This is a genomic window from Myxococcus xanthus, assembly GCF_013116825.1.
Classification (GTDB): Bacteria; Myxococcota; Myxococcia; order Myxococcales; family Myxococcaceae; genus Myxococcus; species Myxococcus xanthus_B.
Genome location: NZ_JABFNS010000059.1, coordinates 18,194 through 29,927 on the forward strand (window position 1 = coordinate 18,194; position 11,734 = coordinate 29,927).

General features: G+C 69.6%; 13 protein-coding genes. 5 read left to right on the plus strand and 8 right to left on the minus strand.

From position 1 onward, the window contains the following. Positions 1–4: 4 nt before the first annotated feature. Positions 5–916, plus strand: a complete 912-nt coding sequence (locus tag HNV26_RS18675) for a DUF6929 family protein (protein ID WP_171442732.1) — start codon at positions 5–7, stop codon at positions 914–916. A gap of 20 nt (positions 917–936) precedes the next feature. On the opposite strand, the gene HNV26_RS18680 is transcribed toward HNV26_RS18675, so the two are convergent. Further along, positions 937–1,842: a tetratricopeptide repeat protein gene (locus HNV26_RS18680; RefSeq protein ID WP_171442731.1), complete on the minus strand. Its 906-nt coding sequence runs from the start codon at positions 1,840–1,842 to the stop codon at positions 937–939. Next, a complete protein-coding gene (locus tag HNV26_RS18685; protein ID WP_171442730.1) occupies positions 1,842–2,132 on the minus strand; it encodes a hypothetical protein in 291 nt (96 codons plus the stop codon). Before HNV26_RS18685 ends, HNV26_RS18680 begins: the two co-directional genes overlap by 1 nt. A 185-nt stretch (positions 2,133–2,317) precedes the next feature. Here HNV26_RS18685 and HNV26_RS18690 point away from each other — a divergent pair, with 185 nt between their 5' ends. Then, positions 2,318–3,145 (plus strand): SDR family NAD(P)-dependent oxidoreductase, encoded by an 828-nt coding sequence (locus HNV26_RS18690; protein WP_171442729.1) that lies wholly within the window; start codon positions 2,318–2,320, stop codon positions 3,143–3,145. Between the two features lie 180 nt (positions 3,146–3,325). Here the strand turns inward: HNV26_RS18690 and HNV26_RS18695 are convergent, their stop codons facing one another. From HNV26_RS18695 to lspA (HNV26_RS18715), 5 genes are all read right to left on the minus strand, one after another. Further along, a complete protein-coding gene (locus HNV26_RS18695) occupies positions 3,326–3,712 on the minus strand; it encodes a hypothetical protein (RefSeq protein ID WP_141254034.1) in 387 nt (128 codons plus the stop codon). A 230-nt stretch (positions 3,713–3,942) separates the two neighbouring features. Beyond that, positions 3,943–5,160 carry an MXAN_5187 C-terminal domain-containing protein gene (locus HNV26_RS18700; RefSeq protein ID WP_171442728.1) on the minus strand — a complete coding sequence of 406 codons (1,218 nt, stop codon included), beginning with the start codon at positions 5,158–5,160 and terminating at the stop codon, positions 3,943–3,945. A gap of 41 nt (positions 5,161–5,201) precedes the next feature. Beyond that, a complete protein-coding gene (locus tag HNV26_RS18705) occupies positions 5,202–6,506 on the minus strand; it encodes a prolipoprotein diacylglyceryl transferase (RefSeq protein ID WP_171442727.1) in 1,305 nt (434 codons plus the stop codon). Between the two features lie 88 nt (positions 6,507–6,594). Beyond that, complete coding sequence (gene lspA / locus HNV26_RS18710; RefSeq protein WP_171442726.1) at positions 6,595–7,203, minus strand: signal peptidase II; 609 nt, start codon at positions 7,201–7,203, stop codon at positions 6,595–6,597. Positions 7,204–7,236: 33 nt separating this feature from the next. Next, on the minus strand, positions 7,237–7,833 hold the full coding sequence (gene lspA, locus HNV26_RS18715; protein WP_171442725.1) for a signal peptidase II: 597 nt from the start codon (positions 7,831–7,833) through the stop codon (positions 7,237–7,239). Between the two features lie 141 nt (positions 7,834–7,974). On the opposite strand from lspA (HNV26_RS18715), the gene HNV26_RS18720 reads away from it, so the two are divergent. Continuing rightward, a complete protein-coding gene (locus HNV26_RS18720) occupies positions 7,975–8,328 on the plus strand; it encodes a hypothetical protein (protein WP_171442724.1) in 354 nt (117 codons plus the stop codon). Between the two features lie 60 nt (positions 8,329–8,388). On the opposite strand, the gene HNV26_RS18725 is transcribed toward HNV26_RS18720, so the two are convergent. Continuing rightward, positions 8,389–9,747, minus strand: a complete 1,359-nt coding sequence (locus tag HNV26_RS18725; RefSeq protein WP_171442723.1) for an endonuclease/exonuclease/phosphatase family protein — start codon at positions 9,745–9,747, stop codon at positions 8,389–8,391. Positions 9,748–9,986: 239 nt separating this feature from the next. Between HNV26_RS18725 and HNV26_RS18730 the strand changes: the two genes are divergently transcribed. Continuing rightward, positions 9,987–10,745: a Mut7-C ubiquitin/RNAse domain-containing protein gene (locus HNV26_RS18730; protein ID WP_171442722.1), complete on the plus strand. Its 759-nt coding sequence runs from the start codon at positions 9,987–9,989 to the stop codon at positions 10,743–10,745. Positions 10,746–10,983: 238 nt separating this feature from the next. After that, positions 10,984–11,727: a type IV pilus modification PilV family protein gene (locus tag HNV26_RS18735; RefSeq protein WP_171442721.1), complete on the plus strand. Its 744-nt coding sequence runs from the start codon at positions 10,984–10,986 to the stop codon at positions 11,725–11,727. Positions 11,728–11,734: the final 7 nt, after the last annotated feature.

Here is an 11,734-nt window from a genome sequence, read left to right on the forward strand (position 1 = left end):
GGCCATGCTTCACCTGACCCCACGGCGCACCCTCGACCTGGAGGCGCCCGTCGCGCCGGGACGTTCGTCTCACGTCACCGCCTCGAGCGGACTGGTCCGCTCGGGCGACTGGCTCTACACCGTCGCGGATGAGCCGCTGCACCTGGCCGCGTTCTCCCTGTCGAGGGCAAGCCCCGGCCATGGCGTGGTGCTCTTCGCGAACCACCAACCCGACGCGCCCGTCACCCTCAAGTCGTCGCAGCCCGACCTGGAGGTGCCCTGCCTGCTGGCGCCCCAGGGCAGCGCGCCCCACGGTTCGCTGCTGATGCTGCCGTCGGGCACCTCCGCGGGCAGGCAGCGCGGCGTGCTGGTCGCCCTGGGCGCGGACGGCACCCTGGCGGGAGATGCCCGGGCCGTGGACGTCACGGCGCTGTACACCCAGCTCAGCCGGGAGTTCGGACCGCTCCACATCGCCGGGGCGGCGATGTCGGGAGGACTGATGCGGCTGCTCCAGCGCGGCGGCGAGCCCGGCACCGACGCCCTCGTGGACCTGGACGCGGAGCGGGTGCTGCGCGGACTGGAAGCCGGCGCGCTGGGCCCGGACGTGGTGCGCATGACGCGCCGCTGGGAGCTGGGACAAGCCGGAGGCATGCGGCTGTCCTTCACGGCGGCATCGCCGCTTCCTGGCGGGCGGATGGTCTTCACCGCGACCGCGGGGAGTACCGGCCCGACGGCAACCGTGGGCGGCTCCGTCGTGGGCGTGCTGGCGCCGGATGGCTCGCCGCAGTTCCTCGACGCGCTGGAGGGCCACGTGACAGTGACGGGCGTGGATGCCCGGGTGGAACAGGGGCGCGTGCGGCTGCTCCTGACGGCCCTCTCCGAAGAGGGGGCGGGCCCCGCGAACCTGCTGGAAGCGACGCTGGACGTCCCGGCGTAGGGCGGCGTGTCCGCCCCGAGTCAGTCGTGCTCGTGCGCGGCTTCCTCGGGGCGGCCACCGACGGCTTCCAGCGACGTGCGCGCCGGCCGGACGCGGTCGAAGGCCACCTCGCGCTGCCCCACGCCCGCGGCCGTGGTGTTGGCGATGCGCCGACGCGCCCTCGCGATGTAGTCCTGCACCAGCGCGGGGTCGGGGTGCGTCTTCAGCGCCTCCACCCACGTCTCGATGGCCTTCTCGTTCTCTCCGGCGTCGGCGCGCAGCTTGCCCATCTCGAAGAGGGCGTGCGGCGCCAGCTCGGAGTCCGGGAAGCGCGTGCGCAGGTCCGCGAAGGTGCGGGAGGCCTCCTGGCGGCGACCCTCCATCATCGCGATGGCCTGGGCTTGGAGGTACAGGGCGTCATCCACGTAGGCGCTCGTGGGGAAGCGCTCCATGACCCGGCGGGTCTCCAGCTCGCACTGCTGATAGTCACCCAGCTCGAAGTAGAGCTTGGTGACCAGGTAGTGCAGCTCCGCGCCCTGCGGTGGATTGAGCTTGAGGGCCGCGGTGAGCTGGTCGATGGCGCCGCGCAGGTCGCGGTAATGCACGCGCAGCAGGTCCGCCAGGATGATGCGGGACTCGAGCGCCTCCGGCGACTCGGGGCACTGCTGGATGAGCTCGCGGTAGACGCCCACCGCCTCCTTCACCTTGCGCTGCTCCAGCCAGTAGACATCCGCGGCCCCCTTGAGGGCGCGCGCGCGGAGCACCAGCGCCTCCGGTGAGGAGTCGTGGCGAAGCGCGTCGAAGGCCTTGCGGTACTCGACGAGCGCCTCGTCGGGCCGCTTCTCGAAGGTGGCGTCACGGGCCCGCTGGAGATGGTCCACGGGCTTGTCCCGGCACGCCGTGGCGGCCAGGGACAGCACGGCGAGCGCGAGCCGCAAGGACTTCATCAGTCGCAGGCCTCCGGCGTCACGGTGACGCACTTCGTGTCCTGACAGCGGACGCAGACTTCCACTGGCGAGACGTCGGTGACGCAGACGTTGACGCGCGAGGTGCGCGGGCAGTCCTCGGCCGTGACGCAGCGGTAGGGCTCCCCGCCATCACGCGTGATGGCGCTGGCCGTCGAGCCACAGACTTCCAAGTCGTTGCATCCGAAGAGGCCCACCGCGATGGCGGCGAACGCTCCGCACAAGGCGCGTCTCACGGCGGCGGTTGTACCCGGATTCACCCGCGTCGTCACTGACGCCCCGCTCGCTTGCCTGGCGCCAGGAGCCGCGTTCGCGATTTCGGGACAGGGATGTCAGGTGTGTCATGGAACACCCGGTGCCAGGGCCGCACTGAGCGCTCGCGTCAAGGCGCCGCCGGGGTGATGGCGGCGAAGGCAGCGACAGGGACATGCTGAGCGCCATCGCTCCAACGACACGCATGAGCCTTCCATCTCATCCAAGAGCCGTCATCACCGGCGCAGGCACCGGCCTGGGCCGCGCGCTCTGCGAGGAGCTCGCACGCAGACGGGCCCGCGTGCTCGTCACCGACATCAACGCCGCCTCCGCCGAGGAGACCGCGCTGCGCGTCAACCGCGCGGGAGGCGAAGCCCACGTCCATGTCTGTGATGTCACCGAGCCGGCCCAGGTCGAAGCCATGGCCGACGCCGCGGAGCGGCTCCTGGGCGGCGTGGACCTGCTGGTCAACAACGCGGGCGTCGTCAGCGCGGGCCGGGTGGGCGAGCTGTCGCTCTCCGAATGGAGGCGCGTGCTGGACATCAACCTGTGGGGCGTCATCCACGGCTGCCATGTCTTCGTCCCCCGGATGCGCAGGCAGGGGTCTGGCCACATCCTCAACATCGCCTCGACGGCGGGGCTCGTGTACGTGCCCGACCTGGCGGCCTACAACGTGTCCAAGGCGGGCGTGGTCGCGCTCTCCGAGACACTCCACGCCGAGCTGAGGTCCACCGGCATCGGCGTCACCGTGGCGTGCCCCAGCTTCTTCCGCACCCAGATTGCCAGTTCGGGCTCCTACGCCAACGACACGCTGCGCACCCTCGCGGTCGGGATGATGGATGCGGCCCGCCTGGGCCCGGAGACCATCGCGCACAGGCTCCTCAAGGCCGTGGACGCGCGAAGCCTCTACACCGTCCCCATGGCGGATGCGCGCTGGGGCTGGCGCCTGCGTCGCTTGTCCCCCAGCCTCTTCCTCCGCGCCGTCGCCGCGATGGACCGCTCCGCTCGCGCGTGGCTTCTGCGACGACGCTGAGCCCCTTCAAGGCGCTGGCCGACAGAGGCCGCGCGCGGTGAGGCTCGGCGGCAACAGCCCGTCCTCGCCCGGCTTGCAGATGGGCGGCATCTCGCCACGCCCTTTCGGCGCGGTTCGTCCTGTCGCTGCGCCCGCCGTCAGTCGCAGCGCTTCCGCGAAAGGCTCAGCGTCTGAGCACCGTCAGTTGTTGCCGCGCGGCGCCTTGCCGGAGGTGAGCACCGCCTTGTCCACCGAGGCGACACCACTGCCGCGCCGCTTGAGCTGACGCGCGCGATCCTCCTGCTTCTTGTAGTGCTTCATCATCGCGACCATGTGTGGGTCGGACGTCTCGCAGTGCAGCTGCGTCACCTGCTGGTGGCGGCGGCCGAGCTCCTGCCACGTCTGGAGCATGGCCTGGTTGCCCAGGAGCCGCTCCTCGACGGAGTCGAGCACCGCGTCCATCGCCTCGCCTTCGGCCTCCAGCGCCGCGAGACGCTCCTGCGCCTCCTGAGAGGGCGACATGCACCCCGTGCCAAGGGAGAGTCCCATCGCCATGGAAAGCCCGAGCCACCTCCGCCGAATCCCCACGTCGCCTCCCGCAGTGTCTCGCGCCGCCCACCGGCCGCTTACGCGAAACGCAAGCTAGGGAGGCACCCCCGGGGCGACAACCCGCTCCAGCAGCAGAGGCAGTCGTTCTTTCAGCAGGCGACGGTTCCCGACACTGGTGGCGCGGGGGACAGGTCGGCGGCGGAAGGGGGTGCGCACACACCTGCGTCCAGCCAACGACGTGCAGCCGTCCACACACTGTCCAGTGACGTCTATTTCGGCACGGCCTTGAGCGATGCCTTGCCGTCCTTGATGACGACCTTGAACTCCACCGCCTTCGCGTTGTGCTGCTTGAGCAGCTCCGGCACCTGCTTGCGCAACGTGGCCGCCACCGCCTCGTAGGACAGCTTCGACGTGTCCTCCTGGCAGCGACGCTTCGCGGTGACGTACGCGTCGTAGACGGCGCGCAGCTTGTCGTCCGCCAACCCGCCTCCGCCGCTCGCCGAGGGAGGCCGGGGCGCGGCGGGGGAAGGCAGCGTCGAAGCGGGCCGCGACGGCGGAGGGATGCTGCCGGCCGCGCCCGCGCCGGGCGCCCTGGACGGGGGAGCCATGCTCCCGGCGCCAGCGGCCACGGGCCGCGACGGAGGCGGCGTGCCGCTCGCGCCGACGGCCGCGGTCCTCGACGGAGGCGGCGTGCTGGCCACGGCGCCCGGTGCCTTCGCCGCCATGCCCGGCGGCGCCACCGACGTGCCGTGCGCAGGCGTGCCACCCACCGCGGGCGTCACGGTGGGCTGCCCGCGCGGCGGTGTCCCCGCCACGGGCGCCACGGAGGGAATCCCTGTCAGCGGCGCAACGGCGGGGGTGCCTCGCAGCGGCGTGCTTCCCACCGCGGGCGTGAGGGGCGTGATGGCGGGCGTCAGCGGCGCGACCGCGGGCGGGCCCTTCGACGGCGCTCCACCCGTGGCCTGGAGAAAGCTGGCGGCCACCTGCGGCTCGTTGGCGGGACGGGGGCGGATCAACTCCTCCACCTCCTCGAAGTCCATGTCGGAGATGTCCTCCGGCAGTTCGACCACGCCCTTCTGGCCCGCCGTGCCCGTCGCGCCGGCCTTCTGGCTCTCCGCGCGGCGGCGCGCCTTGAAGACATCCCGGCGATAGGTGCCCGCTTCGATTTCCTGGAGCGTGCGCACCCACAGCCGTTCGTACGTGAGGAACTTGTTGTACAGGCCGGCGACGCGGAACTTGGCGGAGGTGCTGCGGATGAACGCGCCCTTCAGCTTGTTCATCCGCTTCTTCAGGTCTTCGTGGGCGCGCGACGGCGCCTGACGCTCGTTGCCCAGGAAGTACTGTTCGTAGAGGTTGCGGAGGACGGCGACCTCCGCCTCCAGGACTTCGCACTCCTGGAGGACGGCCTCGCTGGAGCCGGGGTCGGCCGGGGTGGACCTGCCAGCGAAGCTCTTGGAAGCGGACTGTCGGGCGTCGGGGGGCGGCATGACTCCTCAGAGTGTCCCCAAGAGGCCCGCGCGATTCAACCTCACGCAGCCGAGGGGGTGGGCCCCAGGCCTGCCGCCTCGCTCTCCCGCCGGCGGCCCTTCTGGGCGAGCAGCACCGCGCCAAAGGTGAACATGCACAGGGAGATGAACTGGCTGGTGGAGACATTGTACCACGCCTCCAGCGGCACCGCCGCCGCCAGTTCCCCCGCCCCCAGCGACTGGAGCAGGCCGTGCAGGGTGCCGCGCTCCACGTCCCCACGGAATAGCTCCACCGTGCTCCGCAGCACCGCGTAGGCCATCAGCCAGAACGCCAGGACGTGGCCATGGAAGCGGCGATAGCGCCGGGCGTACAGCAGCCCCACGAAGAGCACCAGCTGCCCGACGGACTCGAAGAGCTGGGTGGGGTACACCCCCAGGGTGTGGCCCTGCTGCGCCACCCAATCCGAGATGCGCACCGCGCCAGGCGCGGCGTGGTGGAAGATTTCACCCGTGGCCTCCACGACGTACCGCGTGTCCTGGAGCTGGGACGAATACGCCAGGCTGGACGTGCTGCCCGCCCCGCCCAGGAGGTCCTGCGCCACCCCGCTGCCGGGGAAGTGCACGGCGGTGGCGGCATGCGCGGGCGCCACGTCCCCCCAGCAGCACCCCGCGCTGAAGCACCCCAGGCGGCCCAGGCACTGGCCCAACGACACGGTGGGGATGCACACGTCAGCGAGGCGCCAGAAGTCCAAGCCATGCATCCGCGCGAACACGAACGCGGCCGCGGACGCGCCAATCAGGCCGCCATAGAAGACGAGCCCTCCGCCCAGGGAGAACACCTGCGTCCAGTCACGGGCGTAGTCCTGCCAGTTCACGAGCACGAAGAGCAGCCGGCTCCCGCCGATACCGCCGAGCAGAATCCAGACTGTCATGTCCATGAGTTGCTCGCGCTTCTTCGGCCCCTCCACGTCCACCCACGCTCCGTCCTTCAGCTCCAGCGTGCGCCATTCGTCCTGCGCCAGCCGGCCCGCCACCGTCACCGCGGTGATGAAGCCCAGGGCCAGCAGCAGGCCATAGGTGTGCACAGGGATGCCCTCGCCCTTGGCGCCCGGAAAGGCCCCGGGCGGCAGCGAATACCGCAGGGCGAACCAGGCCAGCACCGCGCCCACGACGCCATACCCCGCGGCCCGCAGCAGCCGGTCTTGCGAGGACACCGGCGCGCGCGTGCCCGTCCGGGCATCCAGCTCACCCTCGGCGCTGCGCCATCCGTTGAAGACGACGTAGCCCACCGTGCCCGCGGCCATCGCGTACAGCAGGAGCTGCGACCAGAGCGAAGTGAACGTGAGGTGGACGAGGACAGGGAGCATGGCACCGAAGGCTATCCTCGTTGCACGGGTGGAACGACACGCATGCGCGCATCCGGACCCGCCCGGCTGCTCGGCCCGATTCGGCGGCCTAGGCCTGGGTGGGGGCCTGGGCCGGCTTCTCCTTGCGGACGAAGGAGTCGACGATGAGCATTCCCACGCCAATGCAGATGGCCGCGTCGGCGATGTTGAAGGACGGGAAGGTCGCCTTGTCGAACCAGTGGACCTCGAGGAAGTCGATGACGAAGGCCCGGGCGATACGGTCGATGTAGTTGCCCAGCGCGCCGCCCAGCACCAGCGGCAGCCCCCACAGCGCCCACTTCTCTTCCGGGTCCGTGCCGGTCAGCTTGCGGAAGCTGAAGGTGATGAGGACGAGCGCGCCAATGATGGCCACGTGGAAGAGCGGCACCCGCGCCTCCGGCGGCATGCTCCGGAACATGCCCCACGCGGCGCCCGGGTTCTCCAGGTAGCGGATGCGGAAGAACGACTCCGAGACCTCGATGTGCCGCCGAGGCTGATAGTGCAGCCCCGTGAAGCCCTTGGGGGGCGGCTCGGAGTACATCGCGGCCAGGCGCTCGCCCAGGCGCTCCTTGCCATCCATCTGGGTGGTCAGCTCGCGGACGACGAGGTACTTCGTCCACTGGTCGAGCACGATGACGCCAAGGGCGACGGCGAGGAGGATGATGTATTTGCGCGGCACGGGCCGGGACTTACACCAGCCGCCGCCCGCCCGTCACGGCTTGGGGCTTTTCGGCGCCCGCAGCGAGTCCAGCAGCAGGAGCCCCACGCCGACGGTGATGGCCACGTCCGCCACGTTGAAGGTCGGCCAGCGCATCCCCGGCTGGTTGCGCCAGTGCCAGTCGATGAAGTCGATGACGTAGCCACGCAGCAACCTGTCCACGAAGTTGCCCAGCGCGCCACCCGCCACCAGCGCCAGGGACACCCGGGCCAGCCGCTGCTCCATGGGCGTGCGCCGGTACATCACGAAGATGAAGCCCATGGCCGCCAGGCTCACCACGAGGAAGAAGAGGCGCCGCACGCCCTCGGGCAAGTCGCCGAAGATGCCCCAGGCCGCGCCCGGGTTCTCCACGTAGCGGAAGTGCCAGTAGTCCTCGATGAAGCGATAGGGCCGCAGCACCCGGAACGTCCCGTCCTCGGGCGGCGGGCGGTTGTCCAGGTTCTGCTCGGTGACGAAGCCCGTCACCCGCGCCAGGCCTTCCCGCCCATCCAGGGCGTCCGTCAGCCGGGAGACAGCCAGGTACTTGGTCACCTGGTCTGCGGCGAGCACCGCGACAATCAAGAGGAGGACGAATCGATGGGAGGCTTTCATGTCGCGTGCCCTCCTCTATCGCGCCCTCCCGAGTCCTGACAACGAAGAGCGCCCACCCGCCCCCTCCTTGTCCGCTCGCTCCATCTCCCGGCCAGCACGGGTTTGGGGCATGGTGTCGCCATGCCGCCTGTTGAGCCCGACGTGAATCCTTCAGTCTCCGACACGCCCCCACCCACCGAGGCCGCGGCCAAGCCAGCGAAGCCCTCGCTGATGGCCCGCTTCAAGAACCTGATGCTTGAATACGGGCCGCTGGCGCTGGTGGTGAACTACGTCATCTTCGGCCTGGTCATCGTGGGCTTCTACGCCGCCATCAAGTCTGGCTTCCAGCCCAGCAGCACCGGCGAGAAGGCGGGCAGTTGGGCGGCGGCCTACGCGGCGTCGCAGGTGGTGAAGCCGCTGCGCCTGGCCGCGGTGTTCGTGCTGACGCCGCTCATCGCCCGGATTCCTCCCGTGGCGCGTTTCATCGAGCAGAACAAGCACAAGTGGAGCTTCTGAGCCGAGGCCCGCGGCGGCCCAGGATGGCCGCCGCGAACCCGCCAGAGAGGGCGTCCCCTCTCAGAAGTTAGGGACGAGGAAGTCCTTCACCACGCCCATGTGCTGCATGTTGGAGGCGGCGCTGTCGCCGGACTGCACCGGGGAAATCTCCGACAGCGGCCGGTAGGTGCGGCTGTCGAGCACCAGCCCGTTGGGGAAGGTGCTGGAGCCGATGACGGTCGCCTGCTGATACTGGCGCAGGTCCTGGTCCACCAGAATCTGGTCGTAGGGCTTGTTGCGGTTGCTGTTGGTGCCCGTGTTGCCGTTGTGGTCCGCCGGGTGCGGACCCGCCGTCGTCACGACCTGCCGGAAGGTGGCGAAGCAGGACTCGCTGAAGCTGTCCGTATTCAGGTCGCCACCGATGACGAGGTAGTCGTCCTCGGGAATCTGCGAGCGGACCTCAGTGACGATGGCCTGCGCCTCCGCGTTGCGGTTGCTGGAGCTGGACGTGAGCAGGTGCACGCTCACCGCCCAGAGGTCGCGGGGACCGGGGATGTCGATGCGCGCCCAGGCGAAGTCCCGGTTGGACACCTTCGGGTCGGGCCACTGGCCGAACTGGATGATGGGCCAGCGGCTGATGATGCCATTGGGAATCTGCGCGCCCGTCTCACGGGAGTAGTGGAAGCCCGGCGCAATCTGGTCCACCAGCGAGCGGATGTCCGCCCCCGAGTTGCTCCCGTAGTTGAACTCCTGCATCAGCACGATGTCCGGGTCCACACCCTTGATGAGGCGGATGCCGTGCCCCGGATCGTAGGACTGGTAGTTTCCGCTGCTGAGGTTGGACGCCATCACGCGGATGGAGGTGTAGCCCGCGTCCGTACCTGCATCCGTCCCCGCGTCCGTACCGGCATCCGTCCCCGCGTCCGTACCGGCATCCGTCCCCGCGTCCGTACCGGCGTCCGTCCCCGCGTCAGGCTCGGTGCCGGCATCCGGCTCCGGATCCACGCCCGCATCTTCTTCCTCGGTGCCGCCGTCATCGGTGGCCGTGCCGCCATCCTCCAGGTCGCCGCCGTCCGTCTCCTCGTTCGAGCCGCCGTCCACGCCCGCGTCGTCGGTCGGCACGCACGCGTTGCTCGGCACGCAGTGGCCGCCCTCGGCACCGTCTCCGGACGAGGGGCAGCAGATCGCATCCGGGTGCTCGCACGCGGTCTGCGAATCACAGGCCCGGACGCACAGGTGGCGGTCATGGGACTCGACGAAGATGCAGGACTCGCCCTGCGAGCAGTCTTCCCTGGCGCCCTCGGGGCTGCACTCCGTCCAGAGAACCCCTCCATCCTCGAGCGGCTGCGGCACCTGAGGCGGGTTGCCCTCACCACACGCCAGGGAAAGAAGGGTGAGCGAAACCGCCGCGCACAGGAGGGAGGTGAGCGTCTTCTTCATGCTGTCGGACTCAGGAGTCGAGAGAGGGGGGGAATCGCCGACGACACCCAGGTGCGGACGGCGGCGGGAGTATAGAAACCCTCGATGTGACGATCTTGTGACTTATGGCACAGCTGAACGATTTTATCTACGCAGTCACTCCGAAACGTCACGGGAAGTCTGGCGGACCCGGCACGGCAGTCACAGAAACATCCCCGTGAAACACGGAGGGCCGCGACAACGCGGGCCAAAGGGTGGACATGGAGCAGCCGAAGGCCCAGGTGACGATGCGCTTCCATGGCGCGCTGAATGACTTCCTGTCTCCCGCGCACCGGCATCAGACGTTCAGCCACGCGCTGCGAGGCCGCCCGTCGGTGAAGGACCTCATCGAGTCCTTGGGCCCGCCCCACCCGGAAGTGGACGTGGTGCGTGTGGATGGCGAGGCCGTGGACTTCAGCCGCCGGGTGCAGCCGGGCGCGTGCGTGGAGGTCTACCCCGCGTCCATGGATGAGGCGCCCGGCGTCCGGGTGGGGCCTCCGCTCCAGGACACGCCCCGCTTCGTGCTCGACGTGGGGCTGGGACGGCTCGTGGGCTTCTTGCGGATGCTGGGCTTCGACGCCCTGTGGCGCAATGACTTCGCGGACGACACGCTCGCGCGGCTCTCGCATGACGAGGACCGCATCCTCCTCTCGCGTGACATCGGGGTGCTCAAGCGCGGCGAGGTCCTGCGTGGCTACTTCCCCCGCTCGACAGACCCGGCGGAGCAGTTGGTCGAAGTGGTGCGCCGCTATGGGCTGACGTCCCGCATGCATCCCTTCTCGCGCTGCGTCGCCTGCAACGCCGCGCTGACCTCCGCCGAGCCGTCCGAGGTGGCCGGCCGCATCCCCGAGCGCGTGGCGGAGCGGCACTCCCGCTTCCAACAGTGCCCGGACTGCCGGCGCGTCTACTGGGCCGGCACGCACCACCAGCGAATGCAGGCTCTGGTGGACCGGCTGCGCGAGCTCGAAGGCGCCCCCTAGGCGTCGGCTCGCTCAAAACGTTGGAACCCGAGAAGTCACCAGCGCGTGACGGAAACCTCGCAAGCAATTGCAACTCCGCAACTCTTGCGAGGTCTCTTGAGACCCAACCCTGAGGTGCGACCCAAACGTTGCCCACGAGTTCCGGCCAGTTACAGTGCCGCCGCTCAGGCATGGCAATTGCGTAGTGAGTAACACTGGTATCGCCCTCACGGGCTGGAGTCCAAGGGAGTCCCGCGACATGGTGCAACGTCCCACAACCCGACGGCGGCAAGGTGGCTTCACGCTGCTGCTCGCCATGGGCGTCGTCACGATGGTCACCCTCGCGGTGCTCCTCAGCTACGGCGTGGTGAGCCGCGAGGCGGAAGTCCAGGGTGATGGCCGCCGCTACAAGGAAGCCTACTTCGCGGCGGAGGCGGGCCTGGCCGAGGGGCGCGAGGCGATGCGCATCCGCCTGGGGACCGATCAAACCTATAGCGGGGTGCTCGCGGTCCTGCCCGTGGTCAACGAGCCCGGCCTGAACGGTGGAGACCGCCCCTTCCTCGAGGTGCTGGAAGGGCCTGGAGGGGCCGGGACCTGGAATTCGCTCGCCATCGTCGAGGAGGACCTGGCGCCAGCGGAGCGCCAGAGCCCAACGGGTGAAGCCTTCGCCGCCTTCCCTCTCCAGGAGAACGTGCGCTACCGCGTTTTCGCCCGGGACGATGAGGACCCCGTCGATCCCACCGATCCCACCCCGGCCAACCAAGGCATTCGGGATACCAACAAGCAAGTCTGGCTCATCGCCGTGGGCGAGGTCGTGGGTCCCGCGAACAGCCGCCCCACGCGCGCCGTCATCCATGCCCTCATCACCAATGAGAACGCACCAGCCGTCACCAGGCCTGGCTCTGGATCGGATTCGGGCGGCCCCGAAGGTACTCACGACAGTGGGGAAGAGGAGCCCATCGACGTCGAAAACGAGGTCGTAGTCCTTTCCTCCACTCCTTGAGCTGAGC